At 72.2% G+C, this 21,740-nt stretch carries 28 protein-coding genes; 15 read left to right on the top strand and 13 right to left on the bottom strand.

From position 1 onward, the window contains the following. Positions 1-205: 205 nt before the first annotated feature. Together rpsN and rpmB are read right to left on the bottom strand one after the other, a co-directional pair. On the bottom strand, positions 206-511 hold the full coding sequence (rpsN, locus tag ACE1OC_RS37940) for a 30S ribosomal protein S14 (protein ID WP_375948407.1): 306 nt from the start codon (positions 509-511) through the stop codon (positions 206-208). After that, positions 511-747, bottom strand: coding sequence for a 50S ribosomal protein L28 (rpmB, locus tag ACE1OC_RS37935; RefSeq protein WP_407840845.1), 237 nt, complete (start codon positions 745-747; stop codon positions 511-513). The genes rpsN and rpmB overlap by 1 nt, the downstream gene beginning before the upstream one ends. A 69-nt stretch (positions 748-816) precedes the next feature. On the opposite strand from rpmB, the gene rpmG reads away from it, so the two are divergent. The 4 genes from rpmG to rpsR are packed head-to-tail and all read left to right on the top strand — an operon-like array spanning position 817 to position 2,695. Continuing rightward, the gene (gene rpmG / locus ACE1OC_RS37930) at positions 817-981 is read left to right on the top strand and encodes a 50S ribosomal protein L33 (RefSeq protein ID WP_030162346.1); all 165 of its coding nucleotides are present in this window, start codon (positions 817-819) and stop codon (positions 979-981) included. A gap of 37 nt (positions 982-1,018) precedes the next feature. Continuing rightward, positions 1,019-1,267, top strand: a complete 249-nt coding sequence (locus ACE1OC_RS37925; protein WP_274546837.1) for a type B 50S ribosomal protein L31 — start codon at positions 1,019-1,021, stop codon at positions 1,265-1,267. Then, a complete protein-coding gene (locus ACE1OC_RS37920) occupies positions 1,264-2,406 on the top strand; it encodes a CobW family GTP-binding protein (RefSeq protein ID WP_407840844.1) in 1,143 nt (380 codons plus the stop codon). The genes ACE1OC_RS37925 and ACE1OC_RS37920 overlap by 4 nt, the downstream gene beginning before the upstream one ends. A 49-nt stretch (positions 2,407-2,455) precedes the next feature. Then, positions 2,456-2,695, top strand: a complete 240-nt coding sequence (rpsR, locus tag ACE1OC_RS37915) for a 30S ribosomal protein S18 (protein WP_407840843.1) — start codon at positions 2,456-2,458, stop codon at positions 2,693-2,695. Positions 2,696-2,893: 198 nt separating this feature from the next. Here rpsR and ACE1OC_RS37910 read toward each other — a convergent pair whose 3' ends face one another. Then, positions 2,894-4,090 (bottom strand): MFS transporter, encoded by a 1,197-nt coding sequence (locus ACE1OC_RS37910; protein ID WP_407840842.1) that lies wholly within the window; start codon positions 4,088-4,090, stop codon positions 2,894-2,896. On the opposite strand from ACE1OC_RS37910, the gene ACE1OC_RS37905 reads away from it, so the two are divergent. Beyond that, on the top strand, positions 4,079-4,222 hold the full coding sequence (locus ACE1OC_RS37905) for a hypothetical protein (protein WP_407840841.1): 144 nt from the start codon (positions 4,079-4,081) through the stop codon (positions 4,220-4,222). The genes ACE1OC_RS37910 and ACE1OC_RS37905 overlap by 12 nt on opposite strands. Before the next feature lie 23 nt (positions 4,223-4,245). On the opposite strand, the gene ACE1OC_RS37900 is transcribed toward ACE1OC_RS37905, so the two are convergent. Further along, positions 4,246-5,268: a glycosyl hydrolase gene (locus ACE1OC_RS37900; protein ID WP_407840840.1), complete on the bottom strand. Its 1,023-nt coding sequence runs from the start codon at positions 5,266-5,268 to the stop codon at positions 4,246-4,248. 235 nt (positions 5,269-5,503) lie between these two features. Between ACE1OC_RS37900 and ACE1OC_RS37895 the strand changes: the two genes are divergently transcribed. The 5 genes from ACE1OC_RS37895 (at position 5,504) to ACE1OC_RS37875 (ending at position 10,642) form a co-directional block, all read left to right on the top strand. Beyond that, positions 5,504-6,196, top strand: coding sequence for a hypothetical protein (locus ACE1OC_RS37895; protein ID WP_407840839.1), 693 nt, complete (start codon positions 5,504-5,506; stop codon positions 6,194-6,196). Between the two features lie 118 nt (positions 6,197-6,314). Continuing rightward, complete coding sequence (locus ACE1OC_RS37890; RefSeq protein WP_407840838.1) at positions 6,315-6,821, top strand: DinB family protein; 507 nt, start codon at positions 6,315-6,317, stop codon at positions 6,819-6,821. A 67-nt stretch (positions 6,822-6,888) separates the two neighbouring features. Further along, positions 6,889-7,788, top strand: coding sequence for a YihY/virulence factor BrkB family protein (locus tag ACE1OC_RS37885; protein ID WP_407840837.1), 900 nt, complete (start codon positions 6,889-6,891; stop codon positions 7,786-7,788). Positions 7,789-8,012: 224 nt separating this feature from the next. Further along, entirely contained in the window at positions 8,013-8,795 is a 783-nt protein-coding gene (locus ACE1OC_RS37880) for a ribonuclease BN (RefSeq protein WP_407841809.1), read from the top strand. 137 nt (positions 8,796-8,932) lie between these two features. Beyond that, positions 8,933-10,642, top strand: a complete 1,710-nt coding sequence (locus ACE1OC_RS37875) for a SpoIIE family protein phosphatase (RefSeq protein WP_407840836.1) — start codon at positions 8,933-8,935, stop codon at positions 10,640-10,642. Between the two features lie 86 nt (positions 10,643-10,728). Here ACE1OC_RS37875 and ACE1OC_RS37870 read toward each other — a convergent pair whose 3' ends face one another. The 3 genes from ACE1OC_RS37870 to ACE1OC_RS37860 form a co-directional block, all read right to left on the bottom strand. Beyond that, positions 10,729-10,998: a DUF6296 family protein gene (locus ACE1OC_RS37870; protein ID WP_407840835.1), complete on the bottom strand. Its 270-nt coding sequence runs from the start codon at positions 10,996-10,998 to the stop codon at positions 10,729-10,731. A 144-nt stretch (positions 10,999-11,142) separates the two neighbouring features. Beyond that, a complete protein-coding gene (locus tag ACE1OC_RS37865; protein ID WP_407840833.1) occupies positions 11,143-12,237 on the bottom strand; it encodes a carboxylate-amine ligase in 1,095 nt (364 codons plus the stop codon). A 57-nt stretch (positions 12,238-12,294) separates the two neighbouring features. After that, on the bottom strand, positions 12,295-12,798 hold the full coding sequence (locus ACE1OC_RS37860; protein ID WP_407840832.1) for a hemerythrin domain-containing protein: 504 nt from the start codon (positions 12,796-12,798) through the stop codon (positions 12,295-12,297). A 170-nt stretch (positions 12,799-12,968) separates the two neighbouring features. Between ACE1OC_RS37860 and ACE1OC_RS37855 the strand changes: the two genes are divergently transcribed. Together ACE1OC_RS37855 and ACE1OC_RS37850 are read left to right on the top strand one after the other, a co-directional pair. Beyond that, a complete protein-coding gene (locus tag ACE1OC_RS37855; RefSeq protein WP_407840831.1) occupies positions 12,969-13,511 on the top strand; it encodes a hypothetical protein in 543 nt (180 codons plus the stop codon). A gap of 1 nt (position 13,512) precedes the next feature. Beyond that, entirely contained in the window at positions 13,513-13,953 is a 441-nt protein-coding gene (locus ACE1OC_RS37850) for a hypothetical protein (protein ID WP_407840829.1), read from the top strand. A 189-nt stretch (positions 13,954-14,142) separates the two neighbouring features. Here ACE1OC_RS37850 and ACE1OC_RS37845 read toward each other — a convergent pair whose 3' ends face one another. Continuing rightward, positions 14,143-15,198, bottom strand: coding sequence for a fatty acid desaturase family protein (locus ACE1OC_RS37845; RefSeq protein WP_407840828.1), 1,056 nt, complete (start codon positions 15,196-15,198; stop codon positions 14,143-14,145). A 64-nt stretch (positions 15,199-15,262) separates the two neighbouring features. After that, positions 15,263-15,418 (bottom strand): DUF6131 family protein, encoded by a 156-nt coding sequence (locus tag ACE1OC_RS37840; RefSeq protein WP_250739869.1) that lies wholly within the window; start codon positions 15,416-15,418, stop codon positions 15,263-15,265. Positions 15,419-15,615: 197 nt separating this feature from the next. Between ACE1OC_RS37840 and ACE1OC_RS37835 the strand changes: the two genes are divergently transcribed. Next, the gene (locus tag ACE1OC_RS37835; RefSeq protein WP_407841808.1) at positions 15,616-16,065 is read left to right on the top strand and encodes a flavin reductase family protein; all 450 of its coding nucleotides are present in this window, start codon (positions 15,616-15,618) and stop codon (positions 16,063-16,065) included. Between the two features lie 14 nt (positions 16,066-16,079). Here the strand turns inward: ACE1OC_RS37835 and ACE1OC_RS37830 are convergent, their stop codons facing one another. The 3 genes from ACE1OC_RS37830 to ACE1OC_RS37820 are packed head-to-tail and all read right to left on the bottom strand — an operon-like array spanning position 16,080 to position 18,113. Further along, positions 16,080-17,102, bottom strand: a complete 1,023-nt coding sequence (locus ACE1OC_RS37830) for an iron-containing redox enzyme family protein (RefSeq protein ID WP_407840827.1) — start codon at positions 17,100-17,102, stop codon at positions 16,080-16,082. After that, positions 17,099-17,446, bottom strand: coding sequence for a CDGSH iron-sulfur domain-containing protein (locus ACE1OC_RS37825; protein ID WP_407840826.1), 348 nt, complete (start codon positions 17,444-17,446; stop codon positions 17,099-17,101). The genes ACE1OC_RS37830 and ACE1OC_RS37825 overlap by 4 nt, the downstream gene beginning before the upstream one ends. Further along, the gene (locus ACE1OC_RS37820; RefSeq protein WP_407840825.1) at positions 17,430-18,113 is read right to left on the bottom strand and encodes a HemK2/MTQ2 family protein methyltransferase; all 684 of its coding nucleotides are present in this window, start codon (positions 18,111-18,113) and stop codon (positions 17,430-17,432) included. The genes ACE1OC_RS37825 and ACE1OC_RS37820 overlap by 17 nt, the downstream gene beginning before the upstream one ends. 283 nt (positions 18,114-18,396) lie before the next feature. Between ACE1OC_RS37820 and ACE1OC_RS37815 the strand changes: the two genes are divergently transcribed. Then, the gene (locus tag ACE1OC_RS37815; RefSeq protein ID WP_407840824.1) at positions 18,397-19,299 is read left to right on the top strand and encodes a SigB/SigF/SigG family RNA polymerase sigma factor; all 903 of its coding nucleotides are present in this window, start codon (positions 18,397-18,399) and stop codon (positions 19,297-19,299) included. A 107-nt stretch (positions 19,300-19,406) separates the two neighbouring features. Next, positions 19,407-20,453: an anti-sigma factor RsbA family regulatory protein gene (locus ACE1OC_RS37810; protein WP_407840823.1), complete on the top strand. Its 1,047-nt coding sequence runs from the start codon at positions 19,407-19,409 to the stop codon at positions 20,451-20,453. 10 nt (positions 20,454-20,463) lie between these two features. On the opposite strand, the gene ACE1OC_RS37805 is transcribed toward ACE1OC_RS37810, so the two are convergent. Next, entirely contained in the window at positions 20,464-21,705 is a 1,242-nt protein-coding gene (locus ACE1OC_RS37805; protein ID WP_407841807.1) for an anhydro-N-acetylmuramic acid kinase, read from the bottom strand. Positions 21,706-21,740 lie beyond the last annotated feature (35 nt).

Raw genomic sequence — 21,740 nt, 5'->3', positions numbered from 1 at the left:
TGCGCCTGCCCCACACGCGGCTCATCGGCTTCTGCGGCCGCGGCTGGACGGGCGCGAGCCGGTCCGCCCCGGGCGACTCCGCGAACCGACGGCGAACCGGTCGCCGCCATCGACAGCGGCCTGACTAGCACGCCGAGAACGCTGCGGGGACAGGTGGCGCACACCCGTCCCCGCAGCCCGTTCGTTTCCGTCGGCCGCGCGGGCTCTACCAGGACGACTTCGTGACGCCGGGCAGGAAACCGGCGTGCGCCTGTTCCCGCATCCGCACGCGGGACAGGCCGAACTTACGCAGGTGTCCGCGGGGCCGTCCGTCGACGCCGTCCCGGTTGCGCACCCTGGTCGCGCTCGCGTCGCGCGGCTGCTTGCGCAGCTCGGCGACGGCCGCTCCCCGTTCGGCATCCGTCGAGGACGGCCTGCGGATGATCTCCTTCAGCTCCGCCCGGCGCGTGGCGTGGCGCGCGACGATCGCCTTGCGCTTCTCGTTCTGCGCGATCTTGCTCTGCTTCGCCATCAGACCTTCACTCCCCGGGCGCGGATGCGTGCCACCGCGGCCTCGACACCGATCGCGTCGATGGTCTTGATCGCCTTGGCGCTCAGCTTGAGGCGGACGTGGCGCCCCTCGCTGGGAAGCCAGTACCGCTTGTTCTGGATGTTGGGGTCGAAGCGGCGGGAAGTGCGCCGGTGCGAGTGGGAGATGGCGTTGCCGAAGCCCGGCCGGGCGCCGGTCAGCTGGCAGTGGGCGGACACGGGGTTACCTGCCTCTCTCTGAACGAGGTTCGTTATTGGAAATGATTTCCATTCCCGTATAGTAGCCCCATGGCACGCAACGAAGTACGCCCGATCGTCAAGCTCCGCTCCACCGCGGGCACCGGCTACACCTACGTCACCCGCAAGAACCGGCGGAACGATCCCGACCGGATGGTGCTGCGCAAGTTCGACCCGGTGGTCCGCCGGCACGTCGACTTCCGCGAAGAACGCTGACAGCCCGCCATCCACGCCCCTGCCTGAAGGACACGCCATGAAGCCCGGAATCCATCCCGCCTACGGCCCCGTCGTCTTCCGCGACAAGGCCGCCGACTTCGCCTTCCTCACCCGCTCGACCGCCACCAGCGACAAGACCGTGGAGTGGGAGGACGGCGAGACCTACCCCGTCATCGACGTCGAGATCTCCTCGCAGAGCCACCCCTTCTACACCGGCACCGCCCGCGTCTTGGACACCGCCGGCCGCGTCGAGCGCTTCGAGCGCCGCTACGGGGGCGGCAAGTGAGACTGCCCGTCGTCATCGTCGGCGGGCTGCACTCCGACGCCCGCAAGGAAGTCGTGGACCGGCTGCTCCGGTCCGTTCCCGGCAGCGTCGCGCTCCACCACGACCTGGCCACCGCCCCCGCCGGCACCGTGCTGCGCATCGTGCGCGACGCTTCGGGTGAACTGTCCCGGGGCGAGGCGCCGCTCTTCAACGACTGCGCCTGCTGCGCGCTCCGCGAGGACCTGGTCCCCGAGCTCGAACGGCTGGCCGGCAGCGGAATGACGCGCCTGGCCGTCGTCGAGCTGTGGGACTCCGTCGAGCCCAAGGCGATGGCCGAGGTCGTCGCCGAGCACGGCGCCGACGTGCTCGATCTCACCAGCGTGATCACCGCGGTGGACCCCGCGCTCGTCCTGCCCTATCTCGTCAACGGCGACGACCTGGCGGACGTGGGCCTCGCGGCGGCCGCCTCGGACCGGCGCACGGTCGGGGACACCTGGGCCCGGCAGCTGGAGTACTCCCCCGTGCTGGCCCTCGTGGACAGCAAGGATGCCGACGCCGAGGACCTCGCCCTCCTGGCCCAACTCCATCCGACCGCCCGCCGGGTGCCCGCCGGATCCGGGGAACTGGCCCGGGCGGCCTTCGCCGGCTTCGACGTGGAGACGGCGGCGGCCGCCCAGCACCCGGCCTGCGCCCTGCTGCCACAGGACGCGGAGGACGCGGGAGTCACCACCTTCGTCTGGCACCGCAGCCGCCCCTTCCACCCCGAGCGGCTCTACGAGGCCCTGGAGGACCTCTGCTGCGCCGCCGCCCGCAGCCGCGGCCGGTTCTGGCTCGCCGACCGCCCCGACACCCTGCTGGCCTGGGACGCCGCGGGCGGCGCCCTGTGCGTGGAGAACGCCGGGCCCTGGCTGGCCTCCCTCCCGGACGCCGCCTGGGAGATGGTGCCGCCGATGCGCAGGGCGGCCGCCTCGCTCGACTGGCATCCGGAGCACGGCGACTGCTGCCAGCACCTCGTCTTCACCTCACCCGGCCTCGACCGCGACGGGCTGGAGCGACTGCTGGAGTCCTGCCTGCTCACGGACGCCGAGTACGCCTCGGGGCGCGAGGAGTGGCGGAGACTGCCGGCCGCCTTCGACTCGCTCCTCGACCCCGTCTCCTGACGCCCCGCCGACCAGCCCCCCCATCGCCCACACCGCTCAAGGAGCCCTCATGGCCCGTCGCCAAGCCCCCCACAAGCCGCTGAAGTCCCGTCCCAACCCCCTGGACGCGGCAAAGATCACGTACATCGACTACAAGGACACCGAACTGCTGCGGAAGTTCATCTCCGACCGCGGCAAGATCCGCAGCCGCCGCGTCACCCGGGTCACGGCGCAGCAGCAGCGACGGCTCGCCGCCGCGATCAAGAACGCCCGCGAGATGGCCCTGCTCCCCTACGGCAGCAGCCGGTAGGTCTCCGCGCGCAGTGGAAGGCCACCACCCCGCAGCTCGTCCCGATCACGGTCGACGGCTCGGTGTACCAGGTACCGCAAGCACCTGGTGAAGGCGTACGAGCGCGGCCTGCTCCGCCCCGAGGGCTGAGCGGCGGGGCTGCGGGCGCCAGGCCGGCCGGAGGCTGCCGTCCTGGTGCCGGCAGCCTCCGGCCAGGGGTCACACGGCGACCTGCGGGGTATCCGTGGCGACGCCGTGGTGCGCGTCCTCGGGGCGCCCTTGCCGGGGCAGCAGGAAGGTGACGGCGAAGAACGCGACCAGCAGGCAGGCCTGGACGACGAGGGCGCGGTGGAAGCCGCCGGTGAACTCGCCGGCCCCGGCCCGGTCGAAGAACACCGAGCCGAACACGGCCACGCCGATGCCCGAGACGGCCACGCCCGGGGCGATGTCCCAGATCGAGAAGGAGTCCGCGGTCAGGGCGTCGAGTTCGAACCAGAGCAGGGCCGCGCCGGCAAGCTGGACGAGCGGGCCGATCTGGCGGACCTTGCGGCCGATCCTGTCGGCGAGGACGGCGCCGCTGACCGCACCGCCGATGGCCGTGCCCACCGCGAGCGGCAGGTTGCCGAGTCCCGCGTCGCCGGCGGTGAAGTGCCGGCCGATCTGGAGGTAGAGGGTCAGCACGAGTTGCGTGCCGACGAGCCCGGCGAAGAACAGGGCGATGGCGCCGAGCCCGACGGTGAAGGCGGGCTTGCGCAGCAGGCCCGGGGTGACCCGCGGCGCACGGCCCGCCGCGGCCGTACGGCGCTGCCGCACCGCGAAGAGGGCGAATGCGATGACCGAGGCGGCCATGGACAGCCAGGTCCGCAGCGGCCAGCCGTCCTCCTGCCCCTGGTTCAGCGGCAGGACGAGGAACGTGCAGGCCATCACGATCAGCGCCGCACCCACCACGTCGATGCCCACCGTCCGGTCGCCGGGCTTCTTCGGCACGCACTTCGCGGCGACGATCAGGGCCGCGACGCCGATGGGGAGGTTGACCAGGAACACCGACCGCCAGCCGAGGCCGAAGAAGTCGCCCTCGATGAGGAAGCCGCCGAGGACCGGGCCGATGATGCCGCCGAGCCCCAGTACGGGGCCGAAGATCCCGAAGACCTTCGTGAGCTCGCGACCGGAGAAGTTCTCCCGCAGCAGGCCGAGCCCCTGGGGCAGGAGCATCGCCCCGGCGGCGCCCTGCAGCAGCCCTCCACGGGGGCCACCACCGCGCTCCTGAACCGTCTCGAGGCGGCGGGGCACATCACCCGCGTCCGCGAACACTCCGACCGGCGCGTCGTCACCCTGCGCAGTGGCGGGCACATCCAGGAACGAGCCGACGAGTTCTTCGGCCCGCTCGCCCACCGCCTCGACACCGTGATGGCGCACTACCCGCCACAGCTCCTGGAGCAGTTCGACTCGTTCATGGCCGACCTGAACTCCGCCATGGACACCCACCTCAGCGAGCAGGACACGGCAACGCCGCGCTCCTCCTGCACCCCGGGCGACCGGAAACCCTGACCGGGCGAGGAGGGGGCCGGCCGTCAGGAACGCGGCCGGGCCCCCTCCGGCCCGCCGCTGGAGAAGAAGTCCCGGAACACCCGCGAGGAGCGCGGATTCTGTCCGCACTGCCACACGCCGTGCGGGCAGAAGTCCGTGATGCTGTGGTAGAGCGGCCTGTGCTCCTCGATCCATGCCAACATGCGCCGCATGTACTCGGGGTTGTCGCCGTGCCGGAACAGCCCCCACTCGGGGTACGAGGTCTCCTTGCCGTGGGCCCTGGCGAAATCGACCTGGTGTTGCAGTCCATAGGGCTGGACTACCTGCTCGTCGAAGGTCCGGCCGGGCTCCTGGTCGTACGAGTCCATCCCGACGACATCGACCACGTCGTCACCCGGGTAGCACCGGGTCCACGCGATCGCGTCGCCACCGCGGTTGGGGGCGAAGTCGAAACGGAAGTCCTGCCCCTCCACGGAACGCATGGCGGCCACGATGCGCCGCCAGTACTTCTTCCAGTTCTCGGGGTCGGGCCGGCACCGGTGGGTGTAGTCGAAGCCGTTCATCTCCCAGCCGAGCACGATCACCGTGTCCCGCACCTCGAGGTCGACCAGACGCTGGGCCAGCCGCCGGAAGTGGTGGTCGTACGTGCCCCGCGCGCCGGTGCGGATCAGCTCGGCGACTCGGGCGTCGGGGAGACGGGCCTCGTTGCGCTCCTGCATGGGCACGTTCAGGACGAACAGCCGGTCGGCCTTCGCATGGCGCCACCGCGCCCAGGTGCGCAGGGAATCGGGCGCCCCCTCGATGTTCGCCCAGGTGTCGCCCGGCAGATAGGTGTGCCCGACGCGCAGCTCGGTACCCCCGAGCCAGCGCGAGAGCCCCTTCATCCGCTCGACGCCGGGCGATCCGTAGTGCAGGTAGGCACCCACCGCGATCTCGCTGCCGGCCTTCCTGCCGGAGTCCTGCCGCAGCGGCGTGGTCAGGGTGCCCCGGGCGCCCCCGGTCAGGAGCAGGCCGACGGCGACCGTAGTCGCGCAGACGCCCGCGAGCAGGCGGCCTCGACCGGACATGACACCTCCACAAGCTGGGCGCACCGATGTGTCTGGAAGCGACGTTAGGCATCTCATCCGATGTACGGCCTGTCCGCTGTCCCGATGCTGGGCCATTCGCGGCAGCCACCCGCCCCCGCTAGACCCGACCGGGTGAAGCCTCACCGGCGCACGGCGCGGGACCACCCGGGCGCGGCGCACGGGCCGGGCGCACACCGCCTCCTGCTGCCGGGAGCCGCTCCGATAACGTGGCCGGGTGATCTCCGGTGACAACCTCCTCGAGCGGCTGTACGAGCTGGCCGCCCGCGTCCCGTTCGACCTCGCGGTACAACCCGGCGCCACGGCCGCCGACTTCGACCGCTGGCCCGTGCCGGTACCGGCCGAGGCACGCGAACTACTGGGCCGAATCGGCGGGTTCGCCGTGCCGCCGGTGGAGTTCACGCTGACCGGTCACCCCCGCCAGGCCGGCGACCACGGCCTGCCGCACCCCCACTGGCTGGTCACCGACGACGGAGGCGGCGGCGTCACCTGGGTCGACATCGAGGCCGACGGCCGGTGGGGCCAGGTCCTGATGCAGTACCGCGAGGGCGGCCTCCACGTCGAGGCCGACTCGCTGCCCCACTGGCTCGACCGGATCATCGGCACGGCGGAGGAACTGGTCGAGGAGACCGGCTTCGAGGAGGGCGTCCAGCCGTACGCCGACGATTTCTGGGACCTCCTCCAGCTGGACGGCCCCGAACTGCCCCTGCACCCCGCGGCCGAACTCCGCGACAGCCCGGACCCGGTGGTCGCCCGCCTCGCCGCCCGCGTGCCGGACGGCGCGCTGATCGCCGACCTCCGCGGAGTCCTGCCGGGCAGCCGCGCCCGCTTCGACCGGGCGCTCCGGCGATACCGCCTGGCCCGGGCCGTCGGCGCCCCGGTGTTCGCCGCCGTCCCCGGCGAGGATTGACCGGGGGGCCGATCCGGAACCGAGCCGGAACCGAGCCGGAACCGAGCCGGAAGGAGCGGTGCGGATCCGGCGGAAAATGCCTCGACACCCAACGCGCCGATCAAGGACGATGCGCGGGATGACCAGAATCGACGACACACCTCCCGCGTGGGACGAGCGCACCCAGCTCACCACGTTCCTCGACTACACGCGTGCCGGCGCCCGCGCCAAGTGCGCAGGCGTCTCCGCCGAGAACGCCCGCAAGGCGCTCCTGCCGGGCTCACCGCTGATGACCCTGAGCGGAGTGATCAACCATCTGCGCTGGGTCGAGTACTACTGGTTCCAGGTGGTCTTCCTCGGCGAGGAGGACCACGGCCCCTGGACCGACGAGGACCCAGACCGCGAGATGCGCATCGCCGTAGACTTCCCGCTCGCGCAGCTCCTCGACGAGTACGCCGAACAGAGCGCCCGCTACCGCGAGCTGGCCGCCTCGGCAGCCCTTGACCAGCGGGCCGAACGAGCCGTCCGCGACGGCCTCCACGTCGACCTGCGCTGGATCCTCCTCCACCTCACCGAGGAGACGGCCCGCCACAACGGCCACCTGGACATCCTGCGCGAGATGCTCGACGGCACGACCGGCGCCTAGGGATCGGGTGCGCCCGCGCGGGACCTCGCGGGCGCATGCGCGGGGCTCCGCCGGGCACGCGCCCGGCATGACCCACATCCCCCGCGCAGCAGCACGTCGAGGCCGTCCGCGCGTCATGTCCCTCGCGGCGCGCACCCGGGCCGAGCTGCGGCGTACGGCCGTCCACGTCTGGACCGACAACCTGGCCGACCACGCGGCCTCCCTCACCTACTACGCCGTGCTGGCGCTGCTGCCCGCGCTCGTCATCGCCGTCTCCCTCGTGGGGCTGCTCGGCGAGGCGACGCGGGTCCGGCTCATCGGCGGGCTCACCTCCTACGCACCCCCTCAATCGGCGCAGGTCCTGAGCGACGCGCTCGACGGGCTCGCGGCCGAACAGTCCTCGATGTGGGCCCTGTTGATCAGCGGGGTGCTCAGTGCGCTGTGGTCGGCGTGCAGTTACCTGGCGGTGTTCCGGCGCGCCCTGCACACGATGCACGGGGTACCCGACACGCGGCCACCGCTTCGCGCGGCCCACATGCTGGGCGTCAACGCCGTGGTGCTGCTGGTCCTGCTCGTCGTCGGCGCCCTGGGGCTGGTCGTGTCCGGACCACTGGCCCGCCGCGCCGCCCGGGCCGCCGGTGGGGCAGGACCCGAAGGGATCGCGCTGCTGCGCTGGCCCGTGCTGCTGGTGGTCGTCGTCCTCCTGGTACTGATCCTCTTCCGCACCGGCCCGGCCCAGAGCCGGGGCACCCGCCGGGGCCTGCCCGGCGGCGTACTGGCGGCCCTGCTCTGGCTGGCCGCCTCGGGGCTCTTCACCCTGTACACGGAGCTCAACACCTACGGCAGGCTCTACGGCCCGCTGGCCGGCAGCGTCGTCTTCCTCGTCTGGCTCTGGTTTGCCAACCTGGCGCTGCTCACGGGCGCCCGTTTCAACGCGGAACGGGCTTCGATCTCCGCCCAGACGGCTTTGCCCGTGCCGAGGGGGTAGCTGCGGTGGATTCCCGGTCGGGAGGGTTCTACCGTGAAAGCAGCACCTGGAGCAGCCATGCCCATCACTCACCCCCGGCCCACCCGTGCCGGTCACCGGACCCGCCGCCGAGGCCCCCTCGCGGACGCCTCGGGGCCGGTCGGGCAGCGGTGGCGGCGGACCCGGGGTAGGCCGGTGAGATGAACGGGTCCGATGGGACCCGTCGGCTGTCGCCCTGGGGACGGATGCGCAGTGCGCACCGCCGCGCGCGGGCCGGACGCCGCTGGGTGCACGTCCGGAACGTCGACCTGTGGCAACGCTCCCTCGGGTTCGCGGCGCTCGGGTTCCTGACCCTGGTACCCCTGCTCATCGTCGTGTCCGCGGCGGACACCCGCGGCGGACAGGGGTTCGCGCAGTGGCTGGCGGACGGGCTCGGCGTATCACCGGCCGCCAGGGCCGAGATCGAGCGGCTCTTCGCCCTGCCCGGCCAGGCCTGGCGGACCACGACGGCCTTCGGCCTCGCGCTGCTCGCCGTGTTCGGGCTGTCCTTCGGCACCATGCTGCAGAGCGGCTACGAACGGGTCTGGGACCTGCCTCCGGCCCGCTGGTGGGCCCGGTGGCGTCACGTGCTGTGGCTCGGCGCGCTGGTGGGGGTGCTCTTCCTCTCGGCGATCGCCCCGCCCTGGCGGGAGTCCCCGGCCCGCGGCTTCGTCACGGTGGCGATCGGAACCCTCTTCTTCTGGTGGTCCCAGCGTCTGCTGCTCGGCGGCCGGGTCATGTGGACCGCCCTGCTCCCCGGGGCGGTGGCCACCATGCTCGGGCTGCTCGGGCTGCGGATCTTCTCCCGGCTCGTCTTCTCGCCTCTGATCGCCTCCAGCGCCGTCACCTACGGCCCCTTCGGAACCGTCCTCGTCATCCAGACCTGGCTCGTCGGCATCGGCGTGGTCGTGTTCGGGGGTGCGCTCCTCGGCCGGCTCCTCCACGACGAGCTGCTGCACCGGGCACCTCCGGTGGAGCCCGGGCAGTGAGGCGAGAGCCGGTCCGGCCAAGCCCGCACTGCCGGCCGGGATCGGCCTGAACGGCACCCCTCGGCCTCGTCCGCACGGCCTAGGATGAGGCCCTGACGTGCGGATGCAGGTCTCGGGACGCGTGGGGAGGAAGACGGTTGAATCGGTTCGCCCGGCTCGCCACCCGCGTCCTCGCGGTCCCCGTGGGACTCGTATGCCTGGAGCCGGCCGGTGAGGCCGCCGGCGCGCTCCCCGAGTGCTGGCCGCCCGAATCGAGACCCGACCAGGCAGTACTGGAGTGCTGCCGCCGCGTCGCGGAGGACGGGCGACCCCGGTTCCTGTCGCGGGCCGGTGACGGCACCGCGGCCTTCTCGTTCGCCGGTGTCCCCCTGGTCGGGAGTTCCGGCGAGGTCCTCGGCGTCCTCGCCGTCGTGGACCCCGCCGTCCGGATCTGGAGCGAGGACGAGGTACAGGACCTCTCGGACCTGGCCGCCGCGTGCAGCGCCCAGGCCCGGATGCGGGTGCGCTCCGAGATCGGGCGTCAGGCCCGCGAAGCGGCCGAGGACGCGGCCGTCGCGGCCGAAGGGGAGGCCTCCCGGGTGCACGAGCTGCTCAACCGTTCGGAGCTGCTCCTACGGGCCTCCGAGGACCTCGCCGACACCCGCGGCCTGGACGACGTACGCCAACGGGTCGGAGACCTGGTCAGCGGTGACCTCAAGCCCGCCCGGGTCGACCTGCTCCTGGTGCGGCAGGGAATGCTCCACCGCGTGCCGAGTCCCGTCGACGGTGACGCGCCCCCCGGAGGCGTTCTCGAGCGGTTCGCCCTCGGCTCGCACTGGCCGGTCTCGCGAGCGGTGCGCGAGAACCGGATGGTCGTGGTCGCCGGGCCGCATGCGGCTACCGACGCCGTCTCCGGCACCGCGGCGAGCCCGGGATTCGACACCCTGCACCTCCACACCGCCGCCTGCCTGCCCCTGCGCGGTACGCACGGCACACTCGGCGCCCTCGTCCTGGGGTGGGACGCCCCGCACGAGATCGGCCTGGACGAACGGGCGGTGCTGACCACCCTCGCCGGTTACACCGCCCAGGCGGTCGAACGCGCACTCCACCTGGATGACCGCGTCACAGCGGCCAGCCAGCTCCAGCGGGCCATGCTCACCGACCTCCCCGACGCACCCGGTCTGGAACTGGCCGCCTTGTACCGGCCCGCCGCACGGGACGACATGGTCGGCGGAGACTGGTACGACGCCTACCCCTTGCCCCGCGTACCGGGCAGTGGCGCCACGGGGGCGCTGGCCCTCACGGTCGGCGACATCACCGGACACGACATGCGGGCCGCCGCCCTCATGGGACAGGTCCGCAGCATGCTGCGCCAGGCGGACCACGACCACCCCGGCCAGGGGCCGGAACAGGCCCTCGGCGCCCTCGAGCGGGCCTGTCGGCGCCTGAACCTGCCGGCCAGCGGCACCGCCGTGCACGCCCACGTTCGTCCGGTGGCAGACGGTCACTGGCACCTGAAGTGGAGCAACGCCGGCCATCCCGCCCCGCTCCTGCTCACCCCGGACGGCAGCGTGGAAAGCCTCGCCGAGCACGACGTCCTGCTGCACCACGCCCTGCCGCCCGGGCCCCGCACCTGCGGAACCCGTTCGCTTCCCCCCGGCAGCACGCTGCTGCTGTACACCGACGGGCTGGTCGAGGAACGGGGCACGGACATCGACGAGAACGTCGAACGGCTCATCCGAGAGCTCGCCACGGCCCCGCCTGGGATCCGGCTGCACGCGTTGCTGCGCTCGCTCCTGGACACCATCGGGCCTCGGGAGGCCCAGGACGACACCGTCCTGTTCGCGGTGCGCGTCCCCGCCCTCTGAACCCCGGCCCCTGAACCCCGGTCCCGGACCGAACGACCGGCCGTGGTCCTTCCCGGGCGGGATGCGGACGCCGGCCAGCTGACGGATCACCCGGACAAGGGCCGGGCCGTGACCCCGTGAGCCGGGTCCTGACCGGCCCCGGTGGCCAGCACGCGCACTTCCGACCGGTCGCTGATCTCCGCCTGGATGATGCCCGTGGCGTCCTCGTAGACCGGGTGGCCTCCCGGCCCCGTACGGTCCGTGGCGGTCACCCGCACGACGTCCCGGTCGCCCTCGGCCACCCCGGGGAACACCAGCTCGAACGCCCGCCGCACCTCGTCTCCCGGCACGTCCGTCACCGGATCCGTCTGTCCCATCACCCTCTCCCCTCTGCGCCGGTGCCGGCGCGGGGCAGTCGCAATGAGTCCTTCCGTTTCATCCTCCCCCTGCCGGAACGATGGTGCCGATCGTGGAGGGGACACGGGGGCGGCGTACGGGGTGCCACGCCGGCCACCGGGCCCTCAACCGGAGGTGGTCGCGCCCGTGAGCAGGCCCACCAGGCCGGGTATCCCGCCGTCGGCCAGGGCCCGGCGCTGGCGGTCGGCTGGCGTACCTTCCCGCAGGAGCCGGTGGACGAGGGCGGTGACCTCGCGGACGTCACCCGCTTCCTCCAGGGCCGGCGCGATGTGCCGTACGAGCGAACACAGCACGTCACCGCTGCTCTGCGAGATGCCGAAGGGATCCACCAGGGTGCCGTTCAAGCCGTGCCGGGCCGCATGCCAGTTCCCGGCCTGCACCAGCTCCGGCGCGCTCACGGCCAGGGGTACGCCCGCCTTCTCCTCCGCGATCGCCGTGGCGACCAGCGCGCGGACGATGCCGGCGAACATGACCGCGTCGTCGGCGCGGAGCTGCACGTCCAGGCAGCGCACCTCGATGGTCGGGTAGCGGTCGGACAGCCGGGCCTGCCAGTACACCTGGCCACGGTCGGCGATCACCCCGGTCGACAGCAGGGCCTCGAGCCGCCGCTCGTAGTCGGCGGGGCCGTCGAAGACCGGCGGCGGCCCGCTCACCGGCCAGCGGCCGAAGACGATGGTGCGCCAGCTGGCGAACCCGGTGTCCCGCCCGTCCCACAGAGGAGAGTTGGCGGACATGGCCAGCAGTGTCGGCAGCCAGCCGCGGATCCGGTTCATCACGGCGACACCGGTGGCGGCATCGGGTACGCACACGTGGACGTGCATCCCGCAGATCAGCTGCTCGTCGACGAGTTGCCGTGCCTGCCCCTCCATCCGCAGGTAGCGTTGCGTCCGGGTCACGGGCACGGGCAGGGGCCCCCGCAGTGGCGCCGCGCCGGTGGCGGCGATCCTGCAGCCGTTCTCCTCGGCGGCGGCAGCGACCGCGTGGCGCAGCCGCAGGAGGTGGCCCCCCACCTCCTCCAGGCTCGAGCACACGGGAGTGGCCACCTCGATCTGGGACTGGAGCAGCTCGTCCTGGACCTCGCCCCGCTCGGTGAGCGGTCCCAGGCCGGCCGTACGGCGTACGTCCTCGACGAGAGGTGCGGGCAGCCCGGTCGTCGGATCCACCAGCAAGTACTCTTCTTCGACGCCAACCGTGATCACCCCCTGCGGCTACCCCTCCGCGCCATGATCACCCCCCTTGCCGGCGGACGGTCCGCGTCATCCCCGTACGAGCGCACGCACGTGCTCGACGCTGCCGCAGTCCGCGGCGAGCTGCCGCTCACGCTCCTTGAGGAACGCCGCCCCGAGCTCGGCGCGCCGCTCGTCCGGGACGTTCTCCCTGGCGTCGTTGAGGATGGTCCGCTCCTCCTCGTCGAGGTGGTGGGTCACCGCCTTGACCAGGTCCTCCAGGCGCGCGTCCCACGCGTCCGAACCCACCTCGGCCACCTCCAGCAGGGCGAGCAGCGCCTCGTTGCCCTCGGCGTGCTCCTTCGTCCCGTGCTCGACCTCCTCGTTGTCCACGTCCTTGAACCTCTTCAGCGCGCCGTACACCTCGGCCTCCTCGGCCTCGCCGTGCGCGACGAGGAGTGCGGAGAACTGCGCGAGGGCGCCCGCCCGGTCCGCCTCCACGCTGCGCATCCGGCGGAAGAGGTCCTCCATCCTGCGGTGGTCCTTGAGGATCAAGGCGACGACGTCCTGGGTCTCCTGCTTGTCCGCGGCCATGCCACGTCCCTCCTGCTCGGATCTGCTGTCGGTTTCGATGCGCAAGGCGCCTGCTCGATGGCGGTCGGTTCAAACCCCGGCCCCCCTCACCCCACCCGTTCGGGTTTGCCCGCCACCCGGCAGGGCAGCCGCGTCGACAGACACGATGAGCCCCCGGACGGAGGCAGAAGATGTCAAACAATGCACTGATAGCCGTCATCGTCGTGGCGGCGGTCGTCGTGCTCGCGCTCACGGCACTGCTGTGGACGCTGGCCCGACGACGCCACCTGCGCGAACGGTTCGGGCCGGAGTACCACCGCGCCGTCGAGGAGCAGGGCGACAAGCGCTCCGCCGAGCGGGACCTGCGTGCCCGTGAGGAGCGGCACGACCGACTCGACATCAAGGAGCTCTCCCCCGACCGCCGGCACCAGTACGCGGACGAATGGACCGGTGTGCAACAGCAGTTCGTGGACCGGCCCGAGGGATCCGTGGCAGGGGCCGACGAGCTGGTGACCCGGCTGATGGGTGAGCTCGGCTATCCCACCGAGGGGTACGAGGACCAGGTGCGCGATCTCTCGGTGGAACACGGACGCACGCTGGAGGAGTACCGGGCCGCGCACGCGGCGAAGGTGCGGAGCGATGCGGGACAGGCGACGACGGAGGAGCTGCGCGGGGCGATGGTCCACTACCGCACGCTGTTCGAGGAGCTCCTCGCCGACCAAAGGAGCCGATGACATGCAGAACCACGACGACACGGCGGCACGGGAACGGGAGCCCGTCCTGACCACGGAGGACCTCGCACGCCCCGCGCCGCCCGGTGACAGGGACGCGCCGCTCTTCCCCGGCGAGGCCACGGACGTACCGGAACCCGGCACGGCGGAGCCCGTACGCGCAGCCGGGAACGAGGACGAACCGCTGCTGGGAACCGCCGAGGCCGAGCGCTATCGCGCGCGGTGGGGCGAGATCCAGGGACGGTTCGTGGACGATCCGCAGGAGGCGGTCCGATCGGCGGACACCCTGGTGGCGGAGGTCATGCAGACGTTCGCCGGCACCCTTTCCGAACACCGGAGCGGGTTGGAGAAGCAATGGGACCGCGGTGAGCAGGTGGCCACCGAGGACCTGCGGCAGGCCCTGCGGGCCTACCGCTCGCTGGTCAACCGGCTGCTCGACACCTGAGCGGCGACCTCGGCCTCGGCCCCGCCCCGCCCCGCCCTCGGGCCGGAGGGCGGGGCGGGGCGGGGCCGAGGCCGAGGTCGAGGAGGGCTTCTCCACCAGCTCGGTGAGCGCCGGGTGGATCCAGTACGGGGACCCGGCCAGGGTGGGTGCGTCGATTCCCAGGGTCATCGCCACGATCGTGCCGGCGCGTCAGGCGAGGCTGCTCGCGCGAGGCTGCCGGAGGGGGGCGCCGGCGTGGTGGAGGCTGGCGAGGGTCTGCCGGTAGGAGTGGAGCAGGCTGGTCTCCAGGTAGCTCACTCCGAGTTCCTGGCAGTGACCGCGGACGATGGCCTGGGCCCGGCGCAGGTGCGGGCTGGGCATGCTCGGGAAGAGGTGGTGCTCGATCTGGTAGTTCAGGCCGCCGAGCACGATGTCGGTGAACCGGCCGCCCCGCACGTCGCGGGAGGTCAGCACCTGGCGGCGCAGGAAGTCCGGCCGGTCCGCGCCGCGCAGGACCGGCATGCCCTTGTGGTTCGGGGCGAAGATGGATCCGAGGTAGATGCCGAAGAGGCACTGGTGGACCACCAGGAACGCGATCGCCTTGCCGGGCGGAAGCACCAGGAACAGGGCGCCGAGATAGACCGCGATGTGCGTGAAGAGGAGGATGCCCTCCCACGCCCGGTTCTTCAGGGCACCGTCGGCCAGCGACCGGATCCCGGACATGTGCAGGTTGAAGCCTTCCAGCGTGAGCAGGGGGAAGAACAGGAACGCCTGGGATCGCCCCAGGAGCCGTGGTAGCCCTTTCGCGGCCCGGGCCTGGTCCTGTGTCCAGACGAGGATGTCCGGATCGAGATCGGGGTCGAGGTCCTCGTGGTTCGGGTTGGCGTGGTGCCGGCTGTGCTTGTCCTGCCACCAGCCGTAGCCCATACCGATGCCGAGGTTCCCGGCGAGACGCCCGGACAGCTCACTGCACCTGCGCAGTCGGAAGACCTGCCGGTGCGCGACGTCGTGCGCCAGCAGGGCCACCTGCCCGAAGACGACGGCCAGGAATCCGGCGGTGAGCAGGGTCCACCAGCTGTCCCCGATCAGCACGAACGCCGTGCACCCCAGGGCGTAAAGGGTCGTCACGGCGGTGATGCGCAGTGCGTAATAGCCCGGGCGCCGGGCCATCAGCCCGGCTGCCTGGATCTTCTTGGACAGCCGGGCGAAATCGCTACCCGCTTCCGCCCCTGCGGGCGGGGGGCGCACCTTCTCCATGGAATTCATGATCGGACGTCACTTTCCACAACCTCGTGATCCCCTTCCGTGGCCTTCCGCCGTGACGCGCCGGTTACCAGTAGTGGCGTCGTCCGCCGACCGCGTGCCCGACCGATCCGAGAATCCAGAGCACCGCGCCCACCACGAGCAGAATGATTCCGACAGTCCACAGAATGGAGATTCCGGTCAGGAATCCGATGAGCAAGAGGATGAGTCCGGCGAAAATCATGGTGACCTCGTTCTCATGTCGGGAATTCGACGGAACGGTTGATCCGTCTGGGTGCCTGGATCGCGCCTACCCGGGAATTTCGTCCTTAGCTGTCGATCGGCCCTGAAATTCTGTGGCGGACGTTCCACCACTCACTCGAGGAGTTTTCCGTGACCGGACCCGGACTGGACGGTTTCACCGACGTCCTCGATTACCCGATGTACGTCGTGACGGCGGCGGCCGATGGCGAACGGGCCGGCTGTCTGGTGGGATTCGCCTCGCAGTGCTCGATCGACCCGCCCCGGTTCATGGTGTGGATCTCCACCTCCAACCGGACGTATCGCGTCGCACGCCGCGCCTCACACGTGGCGGTCCACGTCCTGCGCCGCGAGCAGAGGCCCACGGCAGACTGGTTCGGCGGGCGGACCGGCGACGACGTGGACAAGTTCGAGCGGGCGGCCTGGCGGCCCGGCGAAGGGGCAGCCCCGGTCCTCGCGGACTGCGCCGCCTGGTTCGTCGGCCGGGTGCGGGGGCACGTGGAAGGCGACGGGGACCACGTCGGCTTCCTGCTCGAGCCCGTGGACCAGAGCCCGCCCGGGCAGCACGACGAGCCGCTGCTGCTCCGGTTCAGCGATGTCTCCGACATCTCACCGGGGCACCCTGCCTGATGGCCCGATCCGCATCACGGTTCCGCTGACAGCCGCGTCCGCAGCGCGGAGCGCCCGTTCTCCCAGGCTTCGCGCAGGTGTGCTCCGAGGCGGTCCTCCAGCAGGACCGTGGCCGCGCAGCCGAAGGCCACATCGGGCTCCAAGTGTGGTTCGTCGGCGAGGAGTCCGCCGATCACCTCGCGCCGTACGACCTGCTCGTGCACCGCGTCGGCCTCCACGTGTTCCGCGTAGAAGCGCTCCGCGGCCGGACCCGCCCCGCATCGCCGCATGGCCTTGGCCATGCGCCGCGAGCCGGGTGAGGAGGTCACCTCGACACAGGCGAAGTGACCCACCAGGGCGCCGCGCAGGGCACGGTGCAGGCCGAACAGCGACATGAGGTTGACCGTGGCGAGCACCGGGGCCGGGGCGTGGTCCAGGTACCTGCCGTAGGTGTGGTCCAGACCGAGGTCGTCCATGAGCTCGGCGAAGAGCTGCGCGTGGATGTCCGCCGCACGCCCGGCACCGAACTCGTCGTACTCGATCGCGACCATGGCGGCCTTGGCCCGTCCCGTGAGCCGGGGCACGACCCAGACGTGCGGGTCGGCCTCCTTGAGGTGGTAGAGGGAGCGCAGGGCCGCGTACTCGCGCAACTGCCAGAGTTCGCCCTGCGTTTCGAGGAGGTGGCTGACGCTGTCCGTCAGGTCGACCGGCTCGACGAGGAGCGGTGCGAAGGCTTCCCCGACCGACCGGGGGGCGTCCGCCAGTTCGGTGCGCAGTGCGTGCAGGAACCGGGTCTCCATCGCCTGCCGCAGGCGGAGCAGGTCCGGGTCCCACTCCCGGTCGTCGCCGATCCCTTCGAAGCCCCGGTAATGGAGTTCGTAGAGCAGGTAGAGGGCGAGCTGGAGGTCCTCGCCCCACGGATCGGCCGCGAGGACGGCGACCGCCTGGTGCGTCGGAGGGCGCCCTGTGGTCAACGCCTCCAGGACGGCGTCCGACAGTACGCCCCGGCCCCCCACCAGGGTGGGGCCGCTCCTCGGGGTGGTGGCGGTGGGCGTCATCCGGTGCTCCTGTCCTGTGGGCCGTCGGAGCCGGCCGGTCCGTCGGGTCCGTCGGGTCCGTCGGGTCCGTCGGGTCCGTCGGGTCCGTCGGCGCGTACTCGGGGGCGGTGGCTCGTATCGCACCAGGGGTAGGTGCGGCTGCGGCGGCAGGTGCACACGGCGACCGTGAAGCGGTCGGACCGGACGACGCTCCCGTCGTCCAGGACGACCTCCACGGGCCCCTCGACCAGCACCGGACCCTGCGGATCCACCGCCACTCGGCGGGCCGCACGGCGTTCGCCGCGGGCGGGACCCTCCCGGTCGGCCGGGCGGTCGTCAGGGCGGTCGTCAGGGGCGCCGGGCACGGATGACCACCAGCTCTTCCTGCTCGTCCCCGTCCGCCAGGTCCCGGCTCAGCAGCCAGGCCCGTCTGGAACGCAGCACCGGGCCCCAGGGGACCACGGCCCGTGACACCACGGCGACGGTCAGGCCTCCGCGCCTCAAGTGGTCCACGGTGCTCGCGGCCCCGCACATGCCCGAGTGCACCATGAGCAGGACCCCGCCCGGCCGCAGCAGCTCCGGGGCGCTCGCGCAGATCCGGTCGATGATCGCGCGTCCGTCGGGACCTGCGTCCCATGCGCGGGCGGCGCCGTACGAGGGCGGACGGGCCCGCGGGGACGGCACGTACGGCGGATTGGCGAGTACGAGGTCGAAGCGTCGGCCCCGCGTACGCGTGGCGAAGTCTCCGTGGAGCACGCTCAGCGGCAGCCGATGGCGCAGCGCGTTGAGCCGGGTCGCGATCACGGCGGGCCAGGAGACGTCGACCGCCGTAACCCGCGCACCGGCGCCGGCCGCGCACAGCGCGAGGGCGCCGGTGCCGGTGCCGATCTCCAGGACCTCGGTCGCGGGCCCCGGCTCCTCGCGGGAGAGGGCATCGGCCAGCAGCCGCGTATCGGACTGCGGCCGGTACACACCGGGCAGGGCGATCAGCCGCGCCGGAGCGTCCCTGCCGGTCAGGACCGTGTCGAGCATCGCGCACCTCCGGGGTCGGACGCGGTGACCCCGGCCGGGCGGATCGCGTCGCTGGACGGAACGACTGGCGACTGCCCGGACAGCGCAGACCTACCCAAGGACCTGCCGATCTTCAGAGGATCACACGAGGGCCGTCGGGGGCTTCGTACTGAGAGCCCCCGACGCGATCCCTGCGGGGGGAAAGGGTCAGCCCGTCCCGTGAGGGGGTATATAGCCATCGGGAAGACGACGACGGTCCCCCGCCGCGCCTGCCGGCCGCGGCCCCATCCGTCAGAGGTTCCACATGTCACCCATTGCCCGCGACACCGCGGACCCCCTCCATACCGGGCTCCTCCCGGACCTCCTCGGCCTCCCCGAGGACCTGCTCGGAGTGAGCACCACGGACGCCCGGACCCTGTCCGTCGAGCTCTTCCGGCGGCTGGGCACCCTGGAGGAGGGCACCTCCGAGTTCTCGTACGTGCGCAACACCCTCGTCGAGCTGAACCTCAGCCTGGTGAAGTACGCGGCCCGTCGCTACCGCGCGCGCAGGGAACCCCTGGAGGACATCATCCAGGTCGGCACGATCGGCCTGATCAAGGCCATCAACCGGTACGACGTGGAGCGCGGGGTCGAGTTCGCCACGTTCGCGATCCCCACCGTCACCGGTGAGATCAAACGGTTCTTCCGTGACACCAGCTGGTCGGTGAAGGTCCCCAGGCGTCTGCAGGAACTCCGGCTCGACATCGCCAAGGCCTACGACGCCCTCGAACAGGGGCTGGGCCGCCGGCCGTCCGATCACGAGCTGGCCCAGCGCCTCGGAATCACCGACACCGAGCTGGCCGAGGGACTCCAGGCCGCCAACGGCTACACCGCCGGCTCCCTCGACGCACCGCTCGGCGAGGAGACCAGCGCGTCGCCGCTGACGTCTTCGCTCGGCGCCGAGGAAGCGGCGTACGACCGCATCGAATGCCTGGAAACGCTCAAGCCCCTGCTGACGACCCTCAGTGACCGCGATCGCCGGATCCTGGCACTGCGCTTCGGCGAGGAACTCACCCAGTCCGAGATCGGCGACCGGCTCGGCCTCTCCCAGATGCACGTCTCCCGGCTGCTGAACCGGATCACGGAGCAGCTGAGGACGGGCATGCTGACCGACGGCGATGTCGCTGACGGCCGCGTCGCCGACGACTCCGGCACCGGCACTTCGTAGGCCGGGGCGGCCTGGAGGGTACCCGGGGGCTTGGCCCGGCGATGACCGGGCAGCAGCCTCCATGGGCGCGTGGACAGCGAAAGAGCCGAAGTCGGGAAGGGGTCACCATGACCAGCCGGGTCGTACAGGACGCGATGAGCGGCACGGGGTCCGCGATGTCCTTCGAGCACCCGGTGTTCTTCTACCGGGGCGAGGACGAGTACCTCGCCACGCTGGTGCCCTTCATCCGGGCCGGCGCGGCGGCCGGAGAACCCGTGGCCGTCGCGGTGCCGAGCGGCAATCTCCGGCTTCTCAGGGGGGCCCTCGGCGTTCCGGATCCGGATACGGATACGGATACGGACCGTAACCGGGACCCGGACCCGGACCCGGACCCGGACCCGGACCGCAGTGTGCGCTTCCTCGACATGGCGCTCGTGGGGCGCAACCCGGGGCGGATCCTCCCCAAGGTCCTCCTGGCCTTCGCCGATGCCCACCGGTCCGGCCGCGTCCGCATCATCGGTGAACCGGTCTGGCCGGGGCGTGCACCGCGGGAGTATCCGGCGTGCGTCCAGCACGAAGCACTGATCAACGCCGCGTTCCACGGTCGTGACGTGACGCTCGTGTGCCCGTACGACGCGGACCGCCTCCCTGCGGAGACCCTGGCCGACGCGCGCGTCACCCATCCGGCACTCATCGAGGACGGCCGGGAGAGCGTCAGCGATCACTTCTCGCCCACCCGCGCCCTCGCGCGCGGCAACGAGCCGCTGACCGACGAGGGGGGCGCCGACGCCGCGGCCTACGACTTCGACGACCGGCGTCTGCACGGCGCACGTCGCTTCGCCGCCCGGATCGCGTCGCGGCTCGGCATGGCGGAGGAGGCCCGTGCGACCCTTTCGCTGATCGTGGCCGAGTTGACGACGAACAGCGTGGTTCACGGAGGCGGTCGCGGGACCCTGCGGCTCTGGGCCGAGGGCGACCAGCTCGTCTGCGAGGTGCGCGACCCCGGGCTGCTGCGCGATGCGCTCGCCGGCCGCCTTCCTCCCCCGGTCGACCGGCCCGGGGGCCGCGGACTGCTCCTCGTCAACGACTTCGCCACGCTGGTCCGCATGCACACCGGGCCCGGGGGAACGACGGTCCGGGCCCATCTCGACCTCCGGCCCAGGCCCCTGCCGTGACACCCGGCGCTCACCGGGTCGTGCGCGGGGCGCGGACGACCAGGCGGACCGGCGCCGTCGTCAGCGGCGCGGGCAGGCTCACGCCCGCCGCGCCGGGCGTGAGCGAGCCGAGGACGCTCGGGTGCCGGGCGCCGGTGCAGGAGGCGAGGGTCGCGGGCAGACCGTGCGCGGTGAGCCAGCCCAGGACGGCGAAGGCGTACGCCTCCTTCGTGCCGGACGGCAGTCCGAGCTCGTCCGACGTCCGCAGCGGTACGCCCGCGCCGCCCCCGCCGCCCCCGCCCAGTTCCTCCCGCAGCCACCGCATCAGCACCGGGTTGCGGGTGCCCCCGCCCGACGCGATCACCTCCGTCGCCCCGAAGGGCCGGACGGCGTCGGCGACGGTCCGTGCCGTGAGCCGGGTCAGGGTGGCGACGACGTCCTCGGCGGGCAGCGGCCCGCAGGTGTCCAGCGCCGCGCGCAGATAGGGCAGGTGGAAGAGTTCCTTGCCCGTCGTCTTCGGTGCGGGCAGGGCGTAGTACGGCTCGTCCAGCAGTTTGCGCAGCAGCCCCGGGTGCACGGTTCCGCGTGCGGCGAGCACGCCGTCCACGTCCATGGACCGCGCCACGCCCGGGTCGCCCCCGTCCGGGTCGCCCCCGCCCGCGAGCTCCCTTACCGCCGCGTCGATCAGCGCGTTGGCGGGTCCGGTGTCGAAGGCCAGCGGTGTGCCGCCCGGCCCGTCCGCGATCACCGTCACGTTGGCGATGCCGCCCAGGTTCAGCGCCACGGGGACGCCCGGCCGCCCGCGCAGCCACATGACGTCGAAGACGCTCACCAGGGGCGCGCCCTGTCCCCCGGCGGCCACGTCCCGCGTGCGGAAGCCCGCGACGACGGGCCGGCCCGTGGCTTCGGCGATCCAGGCCGGCTCGCCGATCTGGAGCGTGCCGTACACCCGGCCGGACTCGGCCCAGTGGTAGACCGTCTGCCCGTGCGAGGCCGTCAGATCGCTCCGGCCGTCGCACAGTTCGCGGTCGGCCCGTACGGCCGCTGCGGCGAAGGCCTGGCCGATGCGCGTGTCGAGCCTGCACACCGTGGCCAGATCCGTCGCGGCGGGTGGCAGTGCCCGGGCGAGCTCCGCCCGCAGACCGTCCTCGTACGCGGTACTGATCATGCCGAGCGGCGTGAGCACCAGCGTGTCACCGTCCAGGGCGAGGTCCGCGGCGGCCGCGTCGATGGCGTCGTGCGAGGTGCCCGACATCAACCCCACCACGCGCAGGGCGCCCGCCCTGCGGATGGCCATCGGCGGGCTGC

Origin of the sequence: Streptomyces stoeckheimensis (assembly GCF_045822005.1) — a bacterium.
Taxonomy (GTDB): Bacteria; Actinomycetota; Actinomycetes; order Streptomycetales; family Streptomycetaceae; genus Streptomyces; species Streptomyces stoeckheimensis.
Note: the sequence above shows the minus strand (reverse complement) of the source record. Positions and strands in the feature narration are given on the sequence as shown.